The organism is Sphingomonas sp. Leaf37, from assembly GCF_920939475.1.
In the GTDB taxonomy this organism is placed as follows: Bacteria; Pseudomonadota; Alphaproteobacteria; order Sphingomonadales; family Sphingomonadaceae; genus Sphingomonas.
Window position 1 is genome coordinate 127,696 of record NZ_CAKLAX010000005.1, and the last position, 21,503, is coordinate 149,198.

Annotated in this window: 18 protein-coding genes and 4 pseudogenes; 15 read left to right on the plus strand and 7 right to left on the minus strand. The window is 61.5% G+C overall.

Annotated features, from left to right (window positions below; translation table 11 throughout):
• Position 1 precedes the first annotated feature (1 nt).
• The 12 genes and pseudogenes from LRA87_RS16810 to LRA87_RS16865 all read left to right on the plus strand — a co-directional run bounded on the left by LRA87_RS16810 (position 2) and on the right by LRA87_RS16865 (position 11,925).
• Positions 2 to 511 carry a hypothetical protein gene (locus LRA87_RS16810; protein ID WP_230781759.1) on the plus strand — a complete coding sequence of 170 codons (510 nt, stop codon included), beginning with the start codon at positions 2 to 4 and terminating at the stop codon, positions 509 to 511.
• Positions 512 to 961: 450 nt separating this feature from the next.
• Positions 962 to 2,082 (plus strand): annotated as a pseudogene (locus tag LRA87_RS16815) (IS3 family transposase).
• A gap of 441 nt (positions 2,083 to 2,523) precedes the next feature.
• Positions 2,524 to 2,901 carry a TrbC/VirB2 family protein gene (locus LRA87_RS16820; RefSeq protein ID WP_230781760.1) on the plus strand — a complete coding sequence of 126 codons (378 nt, stop codon included), beginning with the start codon at positions 2,524 to 2,526 and terminating at the stop codon, positions 2,899 to 2,901.
• Positions 2,902 to 3,011: 110 nt separating this feature from the next.
• Positions 3,012 to 3,326 (plus strand): TrbC/VirB2 family protein, encoded by a 315-nt coding sequence (locus LRA87_RS16825; RefSeq protein ID WP_230781761.1) that lies wholly within the window; start codon positions 3,012 to 3,014, stop codon positions 3,324 to 3,326.
• Entirely contained in the window at positions 3,316 to 3,612 is a 297-nt protein-coding gene (locus LRA87_RS16830; protein WP_443024903.1) for a type IV secretion system protein VirB3, read from the plus strand. The genes LRA87_RS16825 and LRA87_RS16830 overlap by 11 nt, the downstream gene beginning before the upstream one ends.
• A gap of 83 nt (positions 3,613 to 3,695) precedes the next feature.
• Positions 3,696 to 5,978, plus strand: coding sequence for a VirB4 family type IV secretion/conjugal transfer ATPase (locus LRA87_RS16835; protein ID WP_230781928.1), 2,283 nt, complete (start codon positions 3,696 to 3,698; stop codon positions 5,976 to 5,978).
• Positions 5,945 to 7,234, plus strand: coding sequence for a type IV secretion system protein (locus tag LRA87_RS16840; RefSeq protein WP_230781762.1), 1,290 nt, complete (start codon positions 5,945 to 5,947; stop codon positions 7,232 to 7,234). The genes LRA87_RS16835 and LRA87_RS16840 overlap by 34 nt, the downstream gene beginning before the upstream one ends.
• Entirely contained in the window at positions 7,231 to 8,160 is a 930-nt protein-coding gene (locus LRA87_RS16845; protein WP_230781763.1) for a virB8 family protein, read from the plus strand. The genes LRA87_RS16840 and LRA87_RS16845 overlap by 4 nt, the downstream gene beginning before the upstream one ends.
• The gene (locus LRA87_RS16850) at positions 8,157 to 8,843 is read left to right on the plus strand and encodes a TrbG/VirB9 family P-type conjugative transfer protein (protein WP_230781764.1); all 687 of its coding nucleotides are present in this window, start codon (positions 8,157 to 8,159) and stop codon (positions 8,841 to 8,843) included. The genes LRA87_RS16845 and LRA87_RS16850 overlap by 4 nt, the downstream gene beginning before the upstream one ends.
• A 563-nt stretch (positions 8,844 to 9,406) precedes the next feature.
• Positions 9,407 to 9,976, plus strand: coding sequence for a TrbI/VirB10 family protein (locus LRA87_RS16855; protein ID WP_230781765.1), 570 nt, complete (start codon positions 9,407 to 9,409; stop codon positions 9,974 to 9,976).
• Entirely contained in the window at positions 9,973 to 10,956 is a 984-nt protein-coding gene (gene virB11, locus LRA87_RS16860) for a P-type DNA transfer ATPase VirB11 (protein ID WP_230781766.1), read from the plus strand. Before LRA87_RS16855 ends, virB11 begins: the two co-directional genes overlap by 4 nt.
• Positions 10,957 to 11,097: 141 nt before the next feature.
• The gene (locus tag LRA87_RS16865) at positions 11,098 to 11,925 is read left to right on the plus strand and encodes an IS5 family transposase (protein ID WP_230781767.1); all 828 of its coding nucleotides are present in this window, start codon (positions 11,098 to 11,100) and stop codon (positions 11,923 to 11,925) included.
• A 7-nt stretch (positions 11,926 to 11,932) separates the two neighbouring features.
• Here LRA87_RS16865 and LRA87_RS16870 read toward each other — a convergent pair.
• Positions 11,933 to 12,190: pseudogene (locus LRA87_RS16870) on the minus strand (transposase); the annotation flags it as partial.
• A gap of 38 nt (positions 12,191 to 12,228) precedes the next feature.
• On the opposite strand from LRA87_RS16870, the pseudogene LRA87_RS16875 reads away from it, so the two are divergent.
• Positions 12,229 to 13,287: pseudogene (locus tag LRA87_RS16875) on the plus strand (AAA family ATPase); the annotation flags it as partial.
• Here LRA87_RS16875 and LRA87_RS16880 read toward each other — a convergent pair.
• From LRA87_RS16880 to LRA87_RS16890, 3 genes are all read right to left on the minus strand, one after another.
• Positions 13,268 to 13,684, minus strand: a complete 417-nt coding sequence (locus tag LRA87_RS16880; RefSeq protein WP_230781768.1) for a hypothetical protein — start codon at positions 13,682 to 13,684, stop codon at positions 13,268 to 13,270. The pseudogene LRA87_RS16875 and the gene LRA87_RS16880 sit on opposite strands and share 20 nt — an antisense overlap.
• A complete protein-coding gene (locus LRA87_RS16885; RefSeq protein WP_230781769.1) occupies positions 13,668 to 15,092 on the minus strand; it encodes an RHS repeat-associated core domain-containing protein in 1,425 nt (474 codons plus the stop codon). The genes LRA87_RS16880 and LRA87_RS16885 overlap by 17 nt, the downstream gene beginning before the upstream one ends.
• Before the next feature lie 91 nt (positions 15,093 to 15,183).
• A complete protein-coding gene (locus tag LRA87_RS16890; RefSeq protein ID WP_230781770.1) occupies positions 15,184 to 15,408 on the minus strand; it encodes a hypothetical protein in 225 nt (74 codons plus the stop codon).
• Positions 15,409 to 15,563: 155 nt separating this feature from the next.
• Between LRA87_RS16890 and LRA87_RS16895 the strand changes: the two are divergent.
• A pseudogene (locus LRA87_RS16895) lies at positions 15,564 to 15,743 on the plus strand (IS1182 family transposase); the annotation flags it as partial.
• 38 nt (positions 15,744 to 15,781) lie between these two features.
• A complete protein-coding gene (locus tag LRA87_RS16900) occupies positions 15,782 to 16,135 on the plus strand; it encodes a hypothetical protein (RefSeq protein ID WP_230781772.1) in 354 nt (117 codons plus the stop codon).
• Here LRA87_RS16900 and LRA87_RS16905 read toward each other — a convergent pair.
• The 3 genes from LRA87_RS16905 to LRA87_RS16915 are packed head-to-tail and all read right to left on the minus strand — an operon-like array spanning position 16,107 to position 20,960.
• Positions 16,107 to 16,418, minus strand: coding sequence for a hypothetical protein (locus LRA87_RS16905; protein WP_230781773.1), 312 nt, complete (start codon positions 16,416 to 16,418; stop codon positions 16,107 to 16,109). The genes LRA87_RS16900 and LRA87_RS16905 overlap by 29 nt on opposite strands.
• Before the next feature lie 16 nt (positions 16,419 to 16,434).
• The gene (locus tag LRA87_RS16910; protein WP_230781775.1) at positions 16,435 to 18,969 is read right to left on the minus strand and encodes an RHS repeat-associated core domain-containing protein; all 2,535 of its coding nucleotides are present in this window, start codon (positions 18,967 to 18,969) and stop codon (positions 16,435 to 16,437) included.
• Positions 18,969 to 20,960, minus strand: a complete 1,992-nt coding sequence (locus LRA87_RS16915; RefSeq protein ID WP_230781777.1) for a hypothetical protein — start codon at positions 20,958 to 20,960, stop codon at positions 18,969 to 18,971. Before LRA87_RS16915 ends, LRA87_RS16910 begins: the two co-directional genes overlap by 1 nt.
• Positions 20,961 to 21,503 lie beyond the last annotated feature (543 nt).

Consider the following 21,503-nt stretch of genomic DNA (forward strand, 5'->3'; position numbering starts at 1 on the left):
GATGGCGATGATAGCGCAGCGCATTAAAGAAAGCCGAGGCCTTCGCCAACTTACGATCTTAGTTTCTGTGCTATCAATTAGCTGGATTCTATCAGGATGCTCTCAAGGGCAACGACCATTCAAAATTGTTCAGCTATGCCTGCAAGATGATAGTGGCGTAAGTTCATTTTTGAGTATGTTGAGGTCGATTGCAGATCAGGAGCAAATGACATTCATAGATAATAGCTCAAGGACTCAAGCTGAGCTTGATCAAGCAAAAAAAGTTGCGGACCAGCTATCCACCAATGGCCGCGCCATTAATGTTGGTATTGAAGGGAGTGGTGGGATTGGTATGACGGCAGGAAATCTAGGTCTTACGAGATACCAAGTTGCACTAGGATTTTCGACGGGTGATAATTCCGAGAATGCTCAGGCTTTCGCTAAAAAGGTAGTGGCCCGTCTCCGGGGCAAGTGGCTGGTGCAAGAAGTACCTTCATCTCAGGGCGCTCATCCGATGAAGAACTGCCCGTGAATAAAATATCATCAACAGCTCCGACTTGTATGCCGTCACGCAAGCCGATTGCTCCGGTCCTGCCTGAAATCATCACTAATTATATGCAGTAAAGCGAAATGGCTATCATATTATCCTTTTTTCTGCTGCTCTCTCTTCTTTTATGGGGGATAGTTATCATTTTCCTCCGCAAATCGAGGATTGCAATTGCAATGCATAGTCATCCTGTTTTAGTTTGGGCATGGCTATGCCTCGGCGGCACAACGATGATAATCCTGTGGCTAACTGGTGTTATTCCATCATTCTTGAGTATGCAGTAGCAAGTATTAGGATAGATTGACATTTTAATGTAGGCAAAACACGGTTGCCGCAAAAGCAGGAGGATGACATTGTTGTCACGGCCCTCAAGAAGTGACCTGCTCCCCAGAAATCATGCCATTGGTAAGTTAGCTCGTCAGATGGAGATGAGCGATGCGGCGAAGCCGATTTACCGAGGATCAGATCATTGGCGTGCTGCGCGAGCATGAGGCCGGCGTGAAGACCGCCGAGTTGTGCCGGAAGCACGGGATCAGTGACGCTACGTTCTACAACTGGAAGGCGAAGTACGGCGGGATGACCGTGTCGGAGGCGGCGCGGTTGCGGGCTCTCGAGAACGAGAACCGCCGGCTGAAGAAGCTGCTGGCGGAATCGATGCTGGACGTGTCGGCGCTGAAGGATCTGCTGGGAAAAAACTGACCCGGTCTGCGGAGCGCTACGCTGCGGTGGAGAAGCTGATGGCCGATCATGGCTTCTCCGAGCGTCGCGCCTGCAGGCTGATCGGGGTCAACCGGTCGGCATGGCAATATGAGCCGCTTCGCGGGCAGGACGATGCTGTCCGCGTGCGGATGCGCGAGATCGCGAACGAGCGACGCCGGTTCGGCTATCGACGGCTGGCGATCCTGCTCAAGCGTGAGGGCAATGGCATGAACCTGAAGAAGGTCTATCGGCTATATCGGGAGGAGCGACTGACGGTGCGCAAGCGTGGCGGCCGCAAGCGCGCGCTGGGCACACGGGCGCCGATGGCGATCCCGCGGGAACCCAACCAGCGCTGGTCGCTCGACTTCGTATCAGATGCACTGGCCTGCGGCCGGCGGTTCCGTATGCTGAACGTCATCGACGATTACAGCCGGGAGTGCCTGGCGTGCATCGTCGATACCTCGCTGTCGGGCCGGCGGGTCGTTCGCGAACTAAGCGCCATCGCCGAACGTCGCGGGCTGCCGTGCATGGTGGTCAGCGACAATGGCACCGAACTGACCAGTCACGCCGTCCTCACCTAGTGCCAGGACACCGGGGTCGAGTGGCACTACATCGCGCCGGGCAAGCCGCAGCAGAACGGCTTTGTGGAATCGTTCAATGGTCGCTTGCGCGACGAGTGCCTGAACGAGCATCTGTTCCCCTCGCTGGCTGCGGCGAGACGGATCATCGAGGCATGGCGGACGGACTACAACACCGTGCGTCCGCACAGCAGTCTTGGCGGGATGGCACCCGCCGAGTTTACGAACCGCCCCCGCCAGGGGCATATGGACACCGAAGCTAAGTTATCAGCGGCCTGAAAACGGGGAGCAGGTCATACCAAGCGTCCCAATGCATCATATTTGTAGGTCGTCGTCTGAGACATCGCAGACGGGGGTATAAAAAGCGCAAAAACCGCTGCCGCACTTTTGATCATCTCGATCTTCCCAAATATCTGCTGAATTGCTAGCCGAGCTTATGGGCGAAAGTCAAAGAGCAATAGTCGCGATGCGCAATGAACCCATATCCGAATCTCTGAGTCTGATTTGAGCATATCCTACGTCGCTTCGCGTAGAATGCCCGCAACGACACTCTTGGATAGCAATAGGTGTGTGCCTAAATTATTTAAATTGCCTGATATTCCGAAGTTTATCATCCGAGACTATGCGGTCGGCAGATCTTGGATCAAGGCAGGTTCCATTGCACCACGGCGCAGTTAAGCGCTGGCTGCAGAGTAAGAAGTAGTCTACCGGAGGGGCATAATGATCGTGGATTCGCTTCCATCCTCGCCTGTGGCGGCTGTTAACTGGGCCACCGAGTTAATGATTGGAACGGTTGGAACGGCAATAGCCGTTCTTGTGGTTGCAGCGATCGGCATGGCGATGTTACGTGGACGCCTGCCGTTCCGAAATGGCGTCGCGGCAATCATGGGCTGCTTCATCCTATTTTCGTCGCGATTGATCGCCGATGGCCTGATAGAAATGAGCAGTGTCGATTCTAAAGATTCTTTGTCTCCAGCGGTCGAGGTACTCCCAGCGTACGTTGCTCCTGTGCCCCCACCGGTGCCCTATGATCCATACGCGGGCGCGTCAGTGCCTGTGCGTCCACAAGACAGCTCCCCTAACCTTTTCCCGCGCTGAGATAAGGAGGCTGTGATGGGACAAAATGTGGAAGGTTGCTCGAAACACGATTGACGTGTTCCATCTATCGTGAGGGATATAAAGCGCACCGCCGGTGCAAGGGGGGATACATGCTGAAGAGCCGTTCAATTCTGGGGAGCCTTGCCGCGCTGACCTGGTCGGCGTCGGTCACGGCTCAGGACAGTTTCTCCGATCCCGCCGGGTCCGGACCCGTCGTCGGTGCCGTCCACTGGCTGCAGGGCACGCTGCTCGGCACCGTCGCAACCGTGATCGCGGTCATAGCTGTCGCCTCCGTCGGCCTGCTCATGCTGACCGGTCGCATGAACTGGCGCTACGGTGCCACCGTGATCCTCGGTTGTTTCATCCTGTTCGGGGCGGCCAGTATCGTCGGCGGCATACAGTCGGCGTCGAGCGTTGGCTACTGACCTGGAGAGCCTCGATCGCGACGTGTTGTTCGTCGGGCTAACCCGCCCGCAGATGTTGCTCGGCGTGACCTACGGCTTTGCCATCGGCAATGCCATCCTCACGACGGAACTGTTCCTCGTGTTCAAGTCGGTATGGGTGCTGCTGTCGGTAGTGCTGGTCCATGCCATCGGCGTGGTCGCCTGCCTCCGTGATCCACGCATCTTTGACCTGTGGCTGGTCAAGGTGCGGCGTTGCCCGCGCGTGCCCAACTATCGTCTGTGGCGCTGTAACGCCTACCGTCCGTGAACAAAGCCGCGCAGGACTGGGCACGCGAGAAGCCGGCGGGCGACCACTTGCCCTATCTCGCACAGATCGACGACCATACCGTCATGCTGCGCGATGGCCGGCTGATGCAGGTGTTGATGCTCGACGGTTTGCTGTTCGAAACTGCAGACACTGCCGAGATCAATTATCGCAAGGCATTACGCGACGCGATGTTGCAGACGATCGGATCGTCGCGCTTCGCGCTCTATCATCATGTAATCCGCCGGCGGGTCGAGCCGCTGCTCGAAGCACGGTTCCCGGATGCGTTTAGCGCCAGCGTCGATGCGGCCTGGCGCGATCGTCTTGCATCCAAGCGGCTATTCTCGAACGATCTGTTCCTCTGCATCCTACGTCGACCGCTGCAGGGGCACGGCGGTATCGCCGACCGTATCGGTCGATGGCTCGGGCGGGGAGGAGCCTCCAATGCGGCCGAGGAGAGTGCCGAACTACGGGCACTCGATGCGGCGCGTGACGCGCTGCTCGCCGCGCTCGGCGCTTACGGCGCCAGGTTGTTGGGCAGCTACGATGGCAAGGGCGGGCCATGTTCAGAGGTGCTGGAGTATCTCTCAGGGCTATACAACGGCGAACTCCGCCCGGTCAGACTGCCGGAAGGTGACGTCGGCCAGTATCTGCCCGCACGCCGGGTCAGTTTCGGCGCTGATACGGTCGAGTTGGGAGCGACTGGCGAGGCGCCGCGCAGCTTCCAGGCGATCCTCTCGATCAAGGATTATCCCGGGCAGACCGGTCCCGGCATGCTGGACGAGTTGCTGCGTCTGCCATTCGAACTGACCGTCACGCAAAGCTTCGGCTTCGTCGACCGCCAGGCAGCGCTCGGTCGGGTCAACCTGACGCTGCGCCGCATGCGCGCGGCCGATGATGAGGCGCTGAGCCTGCGTGGAGAGCTCGGGAGCGCCCGCGACGATCTCGCTGCGGGGCGTGCCGCATTCGGGGAGCATCACCTGACCATTGCAGTGCTCGGCGATACACTGCCGCAGGTCGATGACGGCGTTGCCGAGGTGCAGGCCACGCTCACGGATCTGGGTCTTGTCGCGGTGCGTGAAGAGATGGCACTGGAGCCGGCGTTCTGGGCCCAGTTTCCAGGGAATTTCAGCTACGTGCCGCGCCGCGGTCTCGTCGCCAGCCGCAACTTCGCCAGCCTTGCCAGCCTGCACAACTTTCCTGTCGGCAAGGCCGAAGGCAATCACTGGGGGCCTGCAGTGACGGTGCTCGAGACAACCGCAGCGGGTCCGTACCATTTCAACTTCCACCATGGCGATCTCGGCAACTTCACCGTTATCGGTCCGTCGGGCACCGGCAAGACGGTTGTCCTGAACTTCCTGCTCGCTCAGACACGCAAGTACGACGTCCGTATCGTCTTCTTCGACAAGGACCGCGGCGCCGAGTTGTTCCTGCGTGCCATCGGCGGGCGCTACGATGTGCTGCGCCCTGGCGCGCCTTCGGGACTCAACCCGCTGCTGCTTGATGACACGGCGGAGAACCGCCGCTTCCTAGTCGACTGGCTGTCGCGCCTCGTCGCCGATCCTGTCCGTCCACTCGATAGCGAAGATATGGCCCGGATCGTCGAGGCGGTGGATGCCAATATGGAAGCCCCGCGCACCTATCGTCGGCTGGCGCACTTCGCCCAATTGCTGCGCGGTCAGGCGCGACCCAAAGGCGGCGATCTCGCGTCGCGACTGGCGCCGTGGTGGGGCAGCGGCGAGCGCGCATGGTTGTTCGACAATGCGGACGATCGCACCGATCTCGCCGAGCGTGTCGTCGGTTTTGACATGACCCGGATTCTCGACGATCCGATCGTGCGGACGCCCGCGATGATGTACCTCTTTCACCGGGTGGAAGAGCGGCTCGATGGGACGCCCTCGATCATCGTAGTGGACGAGGGCTGGAAGGCTCTCGACGACGAGGTCTTCACCGCCCGAATTCGCGATTGGGAGAAGACCATTCGCAAGCGCAACGGCATCGTCGGATTTGCGACGCAGAGCGCCGAAGATGCGTTATCCAGTCGCATCGCCTCGGCAATCGTCGAACAGGCGGCAACGCAGATCTTCATGCCCAATCCCAAAGCGCAGGCCCGCGACTATATGACCGGGTTCGGGCTGACAGCGCATGAGTACGACCTTGTCCGCACCATGCCGGACAATGCGCGCGCCTTCCTGATCAAGCACGGCCAGGACAGCGTCGTCGCACGTCTTGATTTGTCGGGGGATCGCGATCTGCTGACGATCCTGTCTGGACGCGAGCGGTCTGTACGCGCGCTCGATGCTATCCGTGCCGACGTCGGCGATGATCCGGCGCTGTGGATGCCGCGACTGCTGGCGGCAGTCGCATGATTGCCTGCTCGCTTCCTGATGCCGATGCTGGCGTAGCGCTACGCCTGTCGAGCTTCCTGACCTGCCAGGCGCAGGCGCTGGGTGAAAACGGCTATCAGGCGCTTGCCGGCGGTCCGATGGTTGCTGGTATGATGACCGGGTTCGTCACGATCTTCGTGGCACTGATCGGCTATCGCTTCCTGCTGGGCTCTGTTCCCACCATGCGCGATGGCATCGGCTGGGCGATCCGGCTTGGTATGGTGCTGACCCTTGCGACCGGGTGGCCTGCCTTTCAGATCTTCGTCTACCGCGTCGCCGTCAATGCACCGAGCGAGTTTGCTGCGGTCCTGCTGCCCGCCAGCGGTCTGTCGGCGGAGAGCCTCGATGTCCGGATCCAGCAGGCCTATGACACGATCCGGCTAGGCTCGAGCGTCAATCCGGCGCTGGTCCCACAAGCGGCACCGGAGGGAGGAGCCAGCGCGGTGCAGGGAGGCGCACCTCAGAGGACGCAGCAACAGCAGCAACCCAGCTTCGGCCCGCTCGGCCAGGCGGCGTTGCCGCAAACAGCCTCCTGGTTTGTCGTTTCGACGTTGGGGATCGCCGGCGCGCTGCGTCTCGTGGCGGGCTTGCTGCTCGCGATCGCGCCATTGGCGATCATGACGCTGCTCTTCGATGCAACGCTCGGCCTCTTCATCGGCTGGGTACGGGCGCTTGCCGGCGCCGCATTGGCGCTGCTTGGCGCGACGATCGTCACCGCACTCGATCTGCTGCTGGTCGAAAGCGAACTTGCCCACCTGCAGGCGGTCGAGCGGGGCGTCACGGTCATTGATCCCCAGGCGCTGACCACCATCGTGCTTGCCTTCACATTGGTCATGCTGACAGCCATCTGGGCAGCGGCCAGAATGGCAGGCGCCTTTAGCTTCACGCTCAAGCGTCAGGATACGTTGAGCACCGAGCGCTCGCACAGCAGTCTCAGCGAACGTTTGAGTTCGACGGCGCCAGCGGCACGCGACAGTGGAAAGAGTGCGACGGAACCTGCTCGAGCGCCGCCCCGGGCGCAAGGCGTGGCCAATGCTCTTGCCGGGACTATGCGACGCGAGCAGGTTGCGATTGCCGCCGGCGAAGCAGTGTCGACCGGGGGCAGCAGCCGGCGTCAGCCGCTGGAGGCCCCCCGCGGGCAGGGTGCCGCATCACCGTCGGCGGCACTTGGCCCTTCAGGTCGCCGATCGATGACACGAAAGACACGCAGCGCTATGCGGCGGGACGGAGCGGCATGACCGAGCGCGAGACGTACTTCAAAGAGGCGCGCAGCTGGGCAGAGGATTCCCGCGCCAGAACTTCACGCTCAAAACAGATCGCCTGGACTATCGCAGGCATCGCCGTCGGCGCCGCGGCCTTCGAAGCGGTGGCGCTTGCCATGCTGACGCCGCTCAAGACGGTGCAGCCGATCACACTGCTTGTCGATCGGCAGACCGGGTTTGTGCAAGCGCTCGATCCCAACACACCTCAGCGGGTCTCTGCCGATGCGGCGCTCACCGATGCCTATCTCGCGCAGTATGTGTCGGCACGAGAAGGCTTCGACCGCGCAACGCTCCAGGTTGACTATCGCCGTGTTGCTTTATGGTCCGCAGGCCGTGCCCGTGCGTCCTACCTGTCCGGCATCGCCGCTACCAATCCAGCAAGTCCGATCCAGTCGCTGCCGGGTGGCACACTGATCTCGGTGCGCGTGAAAAGCGTCTCCCGGCTGCAGTCCGGCGTCAGCCTTGTGCGTTTCGATACCCAACGCGTCGATCGTAATGGTCAGGCAGAGGCACCGCGACCCTGGATCTCGGTCGTTCGCTTTCGCTATTCGGATGCGCCGATGGCGTTCGGCGACCGGCTGGTGAACCCGCTCGGCTTCCAGGTCACTGGCTATCGCCGCGATGCCGAAGCACCGCCTGCGCCCGAAGTCGTCGCGCCCGTCCCGGTCGTGAGCACGCCTAGTGTGCCTGCCGAGATGCCCGTGATCGAAACCCGCGTCAGTCCGCCAATGCCAACCCGGACGCCTGTCCCACGCCGGATGTCGACGGAGCGCGCGCTAGGCGGCGTTGGTGGACAGTTCATCGCGCAGCGGGAAGTTCTAGCCAATCAAATCCCGATGGGCTCGCCGCTTGGCCCCGGCTCCGCTATTCCGGCGGTGCCCGTGACAGGCCAGCAGCCATGATGCTCGCTGCATTTGCCCTTCTCGCAGTAGTTCCGCAGGCGGGAATGCCGTCCGTGCCGATGCCCTTCGCTATGCCGGCCGATCCGCGTATCCAGACAATGGCCTATGACAGTGGACGCGTCTTTGATCTCCGCGTGGGGAGCGGCTATGCTGCAATCGTCGAACTTGCTGGCGATGAACGGGTCGAGACCATCGTCGTCGGCAATGATGCTGGCTGGGAAGTGACGCCGAACCGCTCGGGCAATCGAGTGGTCGTGAAGCCCTTGGGCTCCGCCAACACGACGAACATGATGATTGTCACTGATCAGCGACGCTATGTGTTTGTGATCAGCGCCGATGGAGGCGGGGGAGGTGGAGCCTTCGTCCTGCGCTTCTCCTATCCTGCCGGCCAGCCGGGTGGTCCGCAAAAGGTCAGGCGCGAAGCGGATTATCGCCTCAAGGGCAACACGACGCTTTATCCGATCGCGATGAGCGACGACGGCAAGCGTACGACTATCACCTGGGACCTCAAGACTTCGCTACCAGCGATTTTCGCTATCGACGAGCGGGGACGCGAAGCTCTCGTCAACGGCCGCATGGTCGATGGTGATTATGTCATTGAGGGCGTCGCTAGGCGATATGTCTTCCGCCTCGGAAAGGTCCACGCCGATGCCACGCGGATCGTTATTAAGGCTCGGCCATGAGCCGCAGCGAACCATCGAAACCGTCGGCGGAGCCAATTGGGCACGATCCCCGGCCTGTGGTGCGCTTGCCCCGGCAGGGCTTACCCGGAGCTGTGATCGCGCTGGGCGCCGTTACGCTGGCCCTGATCCTGTTCGTTGTCCTTAACGGCCAACGCCAGCGGCGGGTGTCGATCCCGCAAACGTTGGCACAAGCCGATGGCTTCACGCCTCCGCCACCCCTGCGTGTGCCTGTCCCTGCTGATTCTGCCCCGCCAGCGCCGGCAGCCGTCATCATAACGTCGCCTGCGCCTGTGCTCCCGCCGGTTCGTAACGACCCGCCGCCTGCAGCTGATACGACGACACCCGCTATCATGCCGGCGCAACCAGCACCGTTCGTGCCCTCGTCTCCGCCCGCTCCGTCGGAGCGGACCCGCGAAAAGAAACCGCAAGGTGCGGTCGTATTCGATCTAGGCGCAGAGGCCGTCGCAGTGAGTGGAGTGACGCAGACTTCCAACGCCGCCGGGGCAAATGCAGGACGAAACGGCACGGGCGGGTTCGAAGATGCTCCCGCCAAAGCGACTGCGATGGTGAGCCGCACCGACGTCGTACCGATCGGGACGCAGATTCCGATTGCCCTTGAAACCCCGATCGATACCGCAAAGCCCGGCCTAGTAAGGGCAATCGCGTCGCGTGACACGCGTGGATTTGACGGCCGCCGTATTCTCATCCCGCGTGGCTCTCGCTTTGTCGGTGAGTATCAGTCAGAAGTGCGCTCCGGGCAGAACCGGGTGTTCGTCACCTGGACGCGTGTCGTTCGCCCCGACGGTGTGACCATCCGCCTTGGCTCGCCGGCGGCCGACCAACTCGGCGGCAGCGGCATTCCTGGCAAGGTGAACAGCTTCTTCCTCCAACGCTTTGCCGGTGCCGTGCTACAATCCGCGCTGACTGTGGGCGTGAACCTTGCGTCTCGACCTCGGTCGGGGTCGGTGGTGGTCGGCATCCCATCGGGGCCGATCTCAAACTTAGGGCAGGGGCTGATTCCCAACGACTACCGCCCCAAGATCACCGTCAAGCAAGGTGCGGCGCTCAACGTGTTTGTCGCACGCGATCTCGATTTCTCCGGTCTCACCGCCGGCCAGCTCTCGTCTCAATGAGTGCGTCGGCCTACCTCGACGTCTATCTTGCGCCTTTTCTTGAGCAGCTTGCCCGTCCGGATGTCACCGATCTCTACGTCAATCGCGTCGGCGAACTATGGATCGAAACGCTGCATGGTAGGCTTGAGCGGCACATCGCACCCGAAATCACCGAGGCGCAGCTTTGGCGGTTGGCGCGGCAGGTTGCGAGCCTGACCCATCAGGGGATCAGCCGTGAGCATCCCTTGCTGGCCGCGCGGCTTCCCGATGGCGCCCGTGTCCAGATCGTTGCGCCCCCGGCAACGCGAGAAGGCATGGCCATTGCCATCCGCAAGCATGTCTCCTCCGATCTGTCGATCGCCGACTACGAGCAAGATGGTGCTTTTGCCTGCACATCGGGCGCTGACGCCGCTGATCCTATTGAAGAGGAACTAGCCCGATTGCATGAGGCGCGTGATTGGGGCGCCTTCCTGCGCGCTGCGGTTCGCGCGCGGAAAACCATCGTCGTTTCTGGCGGCACCTCGACCGGCAAGACCACCTTCCTTAATGCTCTGCTCCGCGAGATCGATGCAGCCGAACGCCTGGTGTTGATCGAGGACACGCCAGAGCTGGTGCTGCGGCACAAGAATGCGATTGGATTGGTCGCAGCTCGCGGCGGCTTGGGCGAGGCAAACGTGACGATGGAAGATCTGCTGATCGCCTCGTTGCGATTGCGACCCGACCGAATAATCCTTGGCGAGCTCCGAGGCGCTGAGGCGTCCACGTTCCTCCGCGCTATAAATACCGGTCATCCGGGCTCGTTGACGACCATCCATGCCGACACGCCCACGGGGGCGATCGAGCAGCTAGTGCTGCTGGTGCTGCAATCCGGCGCTCGGCTTCGTCGCGACGATATCCTCGCCTATATTGATCGGGTAGTCGACATTGTCGTGCAGCTTGAACGACGTCACGGCGAACGCCGCATCACGCAAATCGACTGGGTAAGACAAAGAGTGACCTAAATCACAGGGCGGAACTTATAAAAATCTTCTATTCTACTAAGCAACAATGTCACCTGATATACTTAGAGGCCGACCGAAAATTGAGTTGAGCGATTTCAGCCAGTTGTGATTCACCGGGGTTGCGAAGACCACGGAGATCACATGAGCTGGACGGAAACCGCTCGCTGCGAGCATGACAGACGAGCGCTGCGCTCCGCAAGCGACTGCACCGACCGGGAATGGGCGATCATCGCTCCACTGCTGGCCCGCACGACGAAGGTGGGACGTCCACGCCTGCATCGGGGGTGGGATCTGTGGAACGCGATCCAGTATCTCGCGGCGACGGGGTGCCCGTGGGCGCAACTGCCTCGGGACTCCCCGCCGTTCACGACGGTGCAGTATCATTTATACCGGATGCGCGACAGCGGTCTGCTCGACGCGATTAACGCGGTGCTGGTGGCCTGCACACGGGTGGCGGAGAGCCGCCGGGCCGAACCGACTGCAGGTATTATCGACAGCCAGTCGGCGAAGACCACCAGAGCGGGCGGGCCGCGCGGCTATGATGTCGGCAAGAAGATCAAGGGTCGCAAGCGCCACATCGTGACTGATACGGCCGGCAACCTGCTCGATGCCCTGGTCCATCCGGCCCACATCCAGGACCGTGACGGCGCGCCCGGTCTCATCGAGCGATGCCGGGACGCATATCCCTTGCTCGCCCGCTTTTTCGCCGATGGCGGCTACGCCGGACAGAAGCTGCAAACTGCCATCGCGCATCTCGATCGCGTCGCCATAGAAATCATCAGGCGTTCCGATGTCCGTTGCTTCGTCGTCCTACCCCGCCGCTGGGTGGTCGAGCGCATCATCGCCTGGCTCAACCGATGCCGGCGCCTTGCCAAAGACTGGGAGGCCTCCATCGCCTCAACCGAAGCATGGCTCATCATCGCCTCCATTAGGCGAATGAACCGCCGCCTCGCAAAGCTCGAATTATGAGTCAGGCTCTGAGGTCGTGAACGAGAACCTGTCGGACATAGGCCTCGAACCAGTCGCCGTTGATCGGGCCGTCGAGCACCATCGGCGCGGCCATGCCCGTCATGCGCAGGCCCGCGACCAGCGTGGTCGTCTTGCAATGGCCGTGCGGGTAACCCATCCGCAGCCGTTCGCCCCGCCGGCAGCGGCCGTGGCTGCGCGTCATGTTAATCGCCGTCCAGGTCTCGTCGATGAACACCAGCCGCGCAGGCCAAGGCCGAGGGCGCCCGGCTCGTCCTCGTCGGCGATGTCGACCAGCTCGGCAGCGTCGAGGCCGGCCGCGCCTTCGGCCAGCTCCAGGACCACGGCATGGCGACGTTCGTCCTCGACCAGATCGTCCGCCAGACCGACGATCAGACCCGCGAGGCCGTCGAGGCCATGCTCGCCGGCGACGCCGCGAAGGCGTTCGCGGCCCTCGATGCCGGGGGCGGGCGCATCATCGAACAGCCCGACACCCAGACCCGTCAGGCCGTCCTCGCCCGCGACTTCGCCGCGCTATCCCGCGATGACAGGGCCAAGACGCTGGTGCTCGACCCGACCCGTCAGGGCCGGCAGGAGCTGACCGACGCCATCCGCGCCGCGCTGGCTACCGACGGCACGCTCGGCGAGGAGGCGACGGTCGCAAGCGTCGTGGAGCCGCGCGGCCTCACCAGGGCGCAGGCCCGGCTCGCGACCAGCTATCAGCCCGGCGACATCGTCACGTTCCGCAAGGGCGGCAAAGGCCGCCCACGTGCCGGCGTCGGGCACCGCGTCGAGGCCGTCGACCCCGCGACCGGCACCGTGCGGCTCATGCCCGAGAAATCGGCCAAGGCGCGCACCGCCCCCAAGCCCATCGGCCAGCAACCCGCCCGGTGGGGCGCGGACGTCGCCGAGGCCTTCACCGAGGTCGCGCAGGAGTTCCGCCAGGGCGACCGCATCCAGTTCACCCGCAACAACTATCGGGCCGAGCGGCACAATGGCGACACCGCCGAGGTGGTTGCGATCGACCCGCAGGGCGCAAGCATGGTCGTCGAGCGCGAGGACGGGCGGCGCGACATGCTCGACCTCGCCCATCTCGCCGACCGGCATGTCCGGCCCGGTTGGGTGCGGACTATCCACAGCTCGCAGGGCGCGACGTGCGATCGGGTCTTGGCACATCTGGAGTCGTTCAGGGCCAACACCGTCGACGCCGCGTCCGTCTATGTCGCGATCAGCAGGGCCAAGACCAGCGCGGCCGTCTACACCGACAGCCGCGCCGGTCTCACCGAGGCCCTCGGCCTACGCGATGGGGCGCAAGCCGGGGCAGTCGACAAAGAGAACACCGCCTTCAAAGGCGTGCTACTATGATGCCACGCATTGCGTCGTCACTTAATATAATATCGACAATATCTTGAGAAAAAAACAGCTTGATATGCGACATGCTCAAGCCGACGGTCGTGCCGAGTGACTCCTCCTCCAACCATTTCACAAGCCTTGATGCACTTACAGAAACAGCAAAGCTGCCAAGATTATTAGATCTATGCATCATTTCTACAGTTGATAGCATAAACCTTTCTTCCGTTTTCTTATAACAGAAGACATCATTGATTACAATTTCATACGTACCGCGTTCCTCAAAGGAGCACCGAATTGTTAAAGAATCTTTATCATCAGATATAGTGAGAAGATTCGGTATTCCGGCAGGGTTATCAAGTGAAATGTTTCGAAAAACCTCCGCGCCACTCTCATCATGTCCTTGGACCATATCGCACCTCATATCCACGGCCATTGGGCCGCCGGACCTCCACTGTTGGGCGTCCATCCGTGCTCCTCGGCCTCACAATGATTGTTCTGCCGTCTGGCATCGGCCCTACCCGAATGCCATTTCCCTTATCGGACACGTTCTGCGGCTTCGACTTATCGAAATCTTCGTTCGCCTCTTGTAGGCCACCTGGCTTCTCGAACTGCTTAGTAGGCCCTTTCGTCTCCCGACCGGGAGTTGCGCCCTCACTCGGCTCATCACTCTCGTTGCAACTTATCCAAAACCAATAGCATGCGCCGCCGTTTTCTTTGAGGTTGTTCCATGCCTGTTGAGTCTGCTTAGCCGCTTGCTGCGCCCACGCTCGGTTCGTTGCCGTTCCAGGAATAAGAATTGGCGGGATCAGTGTAATTGAGGGTAGCCGCCTACCGCGAACAACGATGTCCTCACCGTCTTGGCCGCTAGGGTCTGTCCGGTTCACCGGATCGTTTGCGACATAGGCGTATAGGTTGATCTGGTCATCGTATCCGATGGGGTCGGTCTGGAGGAAGCGGCCGAGCGTGGGGGAATAGATCCGCGCCTTGTAGTGGTACATGCCCAGTTCGGGCAGCCACGCCTGGCCGGTGTAGCCGAAGCGTCCCACCGGCGCGACGTCGCCATTGGCGGTGTTGCGCGTGATTCCGTACTCATCATAGCGGTTGATGGAAACGGCCGCCCCGTTGGCGTCGGTCAGCGTCACCACCGAGCCCTGATGGTCCGTGAACAGGTAGGAAGGGCTCGACACCTGCGTGCCCGCGAACTGCACCAGCGGCACGTCATCGCCGTCGCCATGGACGTAGCGCTGCTGCATCGCGCCGGAACCGTCATACTCCGCGACCAGCGCGCTGCCGTCGTACAGGAACTGGCGCGTGCCATATCCTGTGCCCGATGTCTGCCACAGCCTCCCGGTCGGATCCCAGGTGAGCTGCGCGCCGTTCGACGCGGAGGTCAGCCGGTTCTCGATATCGTAGCCGTACGCCGTGGCCCCGTCGGATATCAGGTTGCCGTTGGCATCGTAACCGAACACCGCAGGTCCCGCGCTGGTGTACTGGTTCAGCCCGTTGCGCTGATAGTCGCGGGTCACGCTGACATAGCCGTTGAAGGCATAGATATCGTTGTCGCGCGTGCGGCTGGTGATCTGACCCGCCGGGCTATAGGCCAACCCCGTCTGGACGTTGTGCACGCCGCCCGCAAAGCCGTGGTTGAGCTGGTTGACGCGCGAGATGTCGTCATAGCCGTAGCCGGTCGAGACGCTCCACGTGCCCGCATTCACGCCCCAGCGGTAGAGCGCCGCATGCGGGCCGCGGCGCCGGATGCTTTCGCCAACATTGCGGCGGCTGACCGGATCATCACCGCCAATCGCACGGCTGTGCAAGCCTGCTACACGAAAGCTGTGAAGACGAAGAAGACGGTGCGCTGTACCATCGAGATCGACCGGGATGACGAGGCGGCAAGAAGTCCGATCGTCAGCCCCACGGATTGAAGTGTCCGAGTGCTGCAAGCCCGACCACGCCACCGGACAGCCGCCACCACGGGAATCCACGCAGAATAGCAATCGTGAGCGCCGACCTAGGGCGCTTGGCTTTCAGAAACAATTCAACCTGACGAGTAGTAGGGTCTTGCATGGAACGGGCCTCGCCTTTTGACCTCGATAAAGATCGAAGTGAAAGGATCGAGGGTTCGATCGTCATGCCCCATCGGGGATGGGGTAGCCCTTTGGGCTGTAGGCACAGAAATCAGGATGGGGGTCAAGGGGCTGCTGTTGTAGAAAGGCATTCTACAACAGTTCTTAAAACCCTCTTAGGGCCTCTCAATGGCTCTTAGCCGTGCTTCAACTTTTTTTGCATCCACCTTCTCCAAGAACCGGCATGGCCGGTTCCGCGCCTGCGACCTGCATCGCCTGCTGTTCGAGCAGGTGGTCGCGCGGTGCGCCGCGGCTGGGCTGGTAGTGGGGCGCGACCTGGCGGTGGACGGCAGCACGATCATGGCCGACGCCAGCCGCGATAAGAAGCTGAAGGGGGCCGAAACTATCGGGCCGAGCGGCACAATGGCGACACCGCCGAGGTGGTCGCGATCGACCCGCAGGGCGCGAGCATGGTCGTCGAGCGCGAGGACAGGCGCCGCGACATGCTCGACCTCGCCCACCTCGCCGACCGGCACGTCCGACCGGGGTGGGTGCGGACGATCCATTCCAGCCAGGGCGCGACGTGCGATCGGGTCTTGGTCCATCTGGAATCGTTCAGGGCCAACACCGTCGATGCGGCCTCCGTCTATGTCGCGATCAGCAGGGCCAGGACCAGCGCGGCCGTCTATACCGACAGCCGCGCCAAGCTCACCGAGGCGCTCGGGTTGCGCGATGGTGCGCAGGCCGGGGCGGTCGACAGCAATATCAAATACCCTCATTTGGTGCTGACTTAAACCAGTGAAATTCCTTAAATTGCACTGGATAAGCATTCAATCCTGCAACAAGCTCGGCTTCCTCCGACGTTAATTCTCTCTGCATCTCGTCCGTAGGCAGAAGCCAATCAAATCCCACAAGGGAGACCTCATTTTCCTCTAGCTCCTTTGCCAACTGGACCACCGATCCTACAACGTTTTCCGCAGTAGAAGCGACTAACCCATAAGCCGAAGAGTAGCCTCTCTTTGCCTGTTGCGATCCATCAACAGCGTTAACCAGTGCTCGCCCAAGCCATACCGTCATCGACGCTTCCATGTTTTCATTCCGGATAATTGTGGTGGATGACAGGCTTTACGTTAGTTCCGTCAGGATTTTCCGCCTGATAATGCGGCCCCTGTTTGTCGTTCGCGGGACTCGTATCATTGCGGACCCGGCCACCCCTTGGAGCATCCCTGCTAGCGGCTTCTCGTGCGCCCTTCCTCGTGGGATGATCCACGTTGTGCATCTTAGGCTTGCCGCTAGGCCCGATCTGGGAGTCCGGCACTCCTTTTGCTTGGCTTTTTGCCCTCTCTTCTGAAGCGGCGGCAGGCTTGTCAGCCTTTTTATCAGGCGTATCTTCCTTCTTGAAAACGTAATCTACGCCTTTTCGCACAGCGTCCGAGAAGCTCTGGCAAGCACCCGAGAAGTAGCAGGCTCCGCCAATGATGACGGTCGCGCCTACCACCTCGGTTGCCGTGACCTCCGCTATGCAGAGGTCCCAGAGACACTTCCCACTCGGGTCACGCCCGTTGACCGGATCGTTTGCGACATAGGCGTATAGGTTGATCTGGTCATCGTATCCGATGGGGTCGGTCTGGAGGAAGCGGCCGAGCGTGGGGGAATAGATCCGCGCCTTGTAGTGGTACATGCCCAGTTCGGGCAGCCACGCCTGGCCGGTGTAGCCGAAGCGTCCCACCGGCGCGACGTCGCCATTGGCGGTGTTGCGCGTGATTCCGTACTCATCATAGCGGTTGATGGAAACGGCCGCCCCGTTGGCGTCGGTCAGCGTCACCACCGAGCCCTGATGGTCCGTGAACAGGTAGGAAGGGCTCGACACCTGCGTGCCCGCGAACTGCACCAACGGCACGTCATCGCCGTCGCCATGGACGTAGCGCTGCTGCATCGCGCCGGAACCGTCATACTCCGCGACCAGCGCGCTGCCGTCGTACAGGAACTGGCGCGTGCCATATCCTGTGCCCGATGTCTGCCACAGCCTCCCGGTCGGATCCCAGGTGAGCTGCGCGCCGTTCGACGCGGAGGTCAGCCGGTTCTCGATATCGTAGCCGTACGCCGTGGCCCCGTCGGATATCAGGTTGCCGTTGGCATCGTAACCGAACACCGCAGGTCCCGCGCTGGTGTACTGGTTCAGCCCGTTGCGCTGATAGTCGCGGGTCACGCTGACATAGCCGTTGAAGGCATAGATATCGTTGTCGCGCGTGCGGCTGGTGATCTGACCCGCCGGGCTATAGGCCAACCCCGTCTGGACGTTGTGCACGCCGCCCGCAAAGCCGTGGTTGAGCTGGTTGACGCGCGAGATGTCGTCATAGCCGTAGCCGGTCGAGACGCTCCACGTGCCCGCATTCACGCCCCAGCGGTAGAGCGCCGCCACCCGCCCGGCTGCGTCCAGCGGCGTGTGGAACAGTGGCAGCGCGCCGTTGACATCGGAATAGTAAGGCTGACCGGTGTCGTAGCGGTGGTATTGCACCAGCATGCCATCCGGCCATGTCACCCGCGCGCGCCCGCCATCGGCATCGTAGAGGTAGCTCAGCGTCCGGCTGGTGCCGCCCATCGCCGTCGTCGAAGACGCGATCTCGCCGAAGCCGGTATAGCCGGTGGTGACCGCATCGCCTCCGCCCGGACCGTCGTAGCGCGCCGCGGTCTGTAGACCCCGCAGGTCGTAGGCATAGTAGACACCACGCGCCCCGCCCTGCGGGTAGGTCTTGGCTGTCACCCGGTTCAGCGCATCATATGCGTAACTGATCGTGCGCCCGTCGCGCTTCCTCAGGCTCGTCCGGTTGCCGTTCTCGTCATAACCGTACGCCTCATAGTCGCCGCCGTTGACCTGGCCTGCTGCCGACGGGTGTGGGAACACCCAGCTCGCCTGCCGGTCGTGCCCGTCCCAGCCCATCTCCGCCCGGTTGCCGTTGGCGTCTATTACGGCCTTGCGCTTGCCGTTGGGCGTGTACTCGTAGGTCGCGTAATTCTGTTGAAGCGCGGTACCCACCGCTTTTTGCACCTGAACCAGTTGCCCCGCCGCGTCGTGCACGTTGCGAGTGATCCGGTCTGGACCGAAGCTGCCCTCCGGCCCCAGGCCACACGCCCCCGCAGCACCGAACGCAGCCGGGTTCATCCGTATCGCAGTGCACTCAGGACGACCCAGACCGTCATAGCTCCACTGCGTGTACTGCTGCGCGGAGCCGCCCGACGGCGACACCGCCTCACTCACCTTCCGGCCCATCGCGTCGTACGCGGTGTCCACTACCGTCACCACGTTGAACCCGGACCAATAGCTTGGCTCAGTGCCTTCCGACTGCCACGCCGCCAGATATCCCTTCTCGACCCGGGTCAGTCGCCCCGCCGCATCGTAGGTGTTGCGCACCGCCTGATACGGCACACCTCCGTTCGCACCGCCCAGACTCCAGTCCGGGTCTGCAGAGATCGTCCCCGTCACACGGCCCGCCGCATCGTACCGCGTCCCGCTCGTGAAGGGCGATGGTGAGGATTGGGCGAAGGCAGCAGAAGGGAAAAGGAATGACGCCAGCGGAAGCGTGACACTGGCGAGTTGAAGGCCGGACAGGCGTGGGAACAGCCGCATCAGTAGCATGCCCCGAGACCGGCTCTCGGCGACGTCTCCCAGATGCGTCGTCCCTGCCCATCGTAGCCGTAGCAGGTCCGGCGCGACTGACCGTCCGCGGTCACAGTAACACCCCGAACCAGCAGGTTATTGCCCGCCGAACCGTTGTCGGGGCCATAATCGTATGTTGTGACCGTCCGGTCGGCTGCACCGCCCCCGCAGTTGCCGTCGCTGAGATTCGTTGCGGTCGTGCGGCAGGTACCCTCATAGTCCATCACCCACACCGGAGGAGCAGCGTAGAAACCGCCACCGCCATTGGATAGCCAGGCCGAACGCTGGACATAATGCCTCCACTTGACCGGCCTTATGCCATTACTGTCGGCCGGTCCCTGTTCATACAACAGCCCGCCATGGGTCGGGTCATAGGAGAAGTTGGTGACGTTGCTCCGCGAGTCGGTGATCGCCGTCGGCTTCGATCGGGTCGCTGGGGTCGTCCCACCATAATCGCGCGTTTCGATCAAATTTGCTAAATTGGTTCCGGGCTTGGCGATCCTGGTCGTGCGATAAAGGTTGCGATACGAAGTATAGACATATTCCTCAGTATCACCCTCCGGATTTGAAGTTCGCTTGAGCGGCGGGATTTGAAGATAAGGACAGTGGCCACTGGTTGCCGTGGTGTCGCAATAATCAGCACTGGTCACGCGACCTAACTGGTCCTTGACCATGACCGGCCCTGGTGTTGCATAATAATAGGGTGGGGCCATCTGGTCCCATTGCTGCTTGGTATACATACCATAGCGGACCTCGACGGTTCCGCCTGCGGAGTCGGTCAGCTTGCCGCCAGTCACTTCGGCGGTATACGAGCCATCGCCACCGGTATTCTCAAGTAGATCCCACTGGTAGCTGTATGAAGTACCACCTGCGAGCGCTTGATGGGTCACCGCCAAGCTCCGCTGCGGGTAGTCCGCCGAATAGAGATCGTAGCTGTTGATGACGAACGGTGCGCTTTCGCCTGGACGCGTCAGGCTGAAACTATTGGCGCTCGGCTGCGCGAAGGACCAGCTGCCGCCGGCCGGCATCGCGGCGACGGTCTGCACGTCGCCCGCATAGCCGTAGGTCGCCGTCACCGCGCCGATCGGACAGCTATTGTCCGTTGGCTTTGGAGCGACCGCAAGATTGATCACGCATGCCTTGGTGACAAATTCACCCCCGCCGTATTCAAAGAGCAATGCGAAACCGCGATTGCTGACAACGCTTCGGAGTTTACCTTGGCTTCCCCCGCTTTCGTAACTGAGAGTGAAGACCGTGCCATCCGGCTGGGTTACGCTTTCGGCATAAGCGCACGCCTCCATCCAGGTTCCGCAACCTGCCCCCCCCGAAACCGCTGGAAAGACGACCCGTGTTCCATCCCGAGCAGTGAACGTATAGCCACCGGACGCAGCCAATTCGGCATACCCCGCTTTGGCAGCGGTTTGCTCAAACGCGATCGGCTGATAACGTGACCGGAAACCTTCACTCAGCGCGCCGAAATCAACGGTGACGTTGTAATCGAATTGACTCGGATAGCAGGCACCACCGACGGGAACCCGCCTTTCGCGCACCATAATCGACCAATTGTGATTAAAAAATTTGCCGAAGCGTTGGTGAACATTGCCATCCCATCCATCAAACGAGAAGACGCGCTTGAGAGATAGCGCGTCGCCACCGCTGCCGATCGAAAGATCCTCATTCTCAAAGCTATAGCTGCCCGAGCGCATATCGACCCCACCTGGGCTGCTGGCAAAGGCGGACTTGACCGGGGGCGGGGGGCCTGGGGGCGTTTCGGGTTCGCCGCCACCGACACCGCAACCAGGCAGCGCGTTGGTGGTGCCGCCGCCCTTGGCGGACTGAGCCTGCCCGGTGGCTGGGGTTCGGATCTGATCTTCTGCTTGCACGGCGGATGGAACCGTAAGCCCGATCATAATCACTTGAGCGAAAGAGCGACAAACTCCCGTGCCGTTGTTGATTCTCACTTCGCTCTGCTCCTCATAAGCTCATCTTGCAGTGCGGGCTGTCGCATTTGATCAACAGCGCTGGCTAATCACTATCTTTGTTCCACTTTTCTTTCACTGATCGTATTCACCGGAGCCTGGTCACGGCGAGCCGTTGCTGCGCCAGTCACGGTGTACTGGCTGCGATTGCCCGCCGGATCGAAGCTTGTACCTGTGGCAACGCCGCTGTCAGGTCCGCCGCTCGTCGATGAGGCTACCAATCGCCCAAGAGCATCATATTGATATGAAACGGTTTCGGCACCAAAACAGATGCCGCTTGTGCCCAAAAGACCTACTGCGAACGCTGGAAGGATTTTCCGCATACTTACCGCCTCTTAAGAGCTGATAGGCCTGACCAGGTAACAGCTTACAATGTCACTGGTGGTTAGCAATGCAAAACCAAGGCGGCCCAAAGATTTTGGACAGCGGGAACGAGTGGATTGCCGATCTGACGGCGGCTACGCTGACCGCGAACAGGAGGCAGATGACCAAGCGACCGCGCCTGAACCAAGGCCTAGAGGCTGT

What these genes read in the sequence shown, in the direction of transcription:
- LRA87_RS16820 (WP_230781760.1), top strand. Translation starts at nt 2,524, where the DNA reads ATGATCGTGGATTCGCTTCCATCCTCGCCTGTGGCGGCTGTTAACTGG.
- LRA87_RS16905 (WP_230781773.1), bottom strand. Translation starts at nt 16,418, where the DNA reads ATGACGGTATGGCTTGGGCGAGCACTGGTTAACGCTGTTGATGGATCG.
- LRA87_RS16890 (WP_230781770.1), bottom strand. Translation starts at nt 15,408, where the DNA reads ATGACGATCGAACCCTCGATCCTTTCACTTCGATCTTTATCGAGGTCA.
- virB11 (WP_230781766.1), top strand. Translation starts at nt 9,973, where the DNA reads ATGAGTGCGTCGGCCTACCTCGACGTCTATCTTGCGCCTTTTCTTGAG.
- LRA87_RS16845 (WP_230781763.1), top strand. Translation starts at nt 7,231, where the DNA reads ATGACCGAGCGCGAGACGTACTTCAAAGAGGCGCGCAGCTGGGCAGAG.
- LRA87_RS16865 (WP_230781767.1), top strand. Translation starts at nt 11,098, where the DNA reads ATGAGCTGGACGGAAACCGCTCGCTGCGAGCATGACAGACGAGCGCTG.
- LRA87_RS16850 (WP_230781764.1), top strand. Translation starts at nt 8,157, where the DNA reads ATGATGCTCGCTGCATTTGCCCTTCTCGCAGTAGTTCCGCAGGCGGGA.
- LRA87_RS16835 (WP_230781928.1), top strand. Translation starts at nt 3,696, where the DNA reads ATGCTGCGCGATGGCCGGCTGATGCAGGTGTTGATGCTCGACGGTTTG.
- LRA87_RS16825 (WP_230781761.1), top strand. Translation starts at nt 3,012, where the DNA reads ATGCTGAAGAGCCGTTCAATTCTGGGGAGCCTTGCCGCGCTGACCTGG.
- LRA87_RS16810 (WP_230781759.1), top strand. Translation starts at nt 2, where the DNA reads ATGGCGATGATAGCGCAGCGCATTAAAGAAAGCCGAGGCCTTCGCCAA.
- LRA87_RS16855 (WP_230781765.1), top strand. Translation starts at nt 9,407, where the DNA reads ATGGTGAGCCGCACCGACGTCGTACCGATCGGGACGCAGATTCCGATT.
- LRA87_RS16880 (WP_230781768.1), bottom strand. Translation starts at nt 13,684, where the DNA reads ATGGTCCAAGGACATGATGAGAGTGGCGCGGAGGTTTTTCGAAACATT.
- LRA87_RS16910 (WP_230781775.1), bottom strand. Translation starts at nt 18,969, where the DNA reads ATGCGGCTGTTCCCACGCCTGTCCGGCCTTCAACTCGCCAGTGTCACG.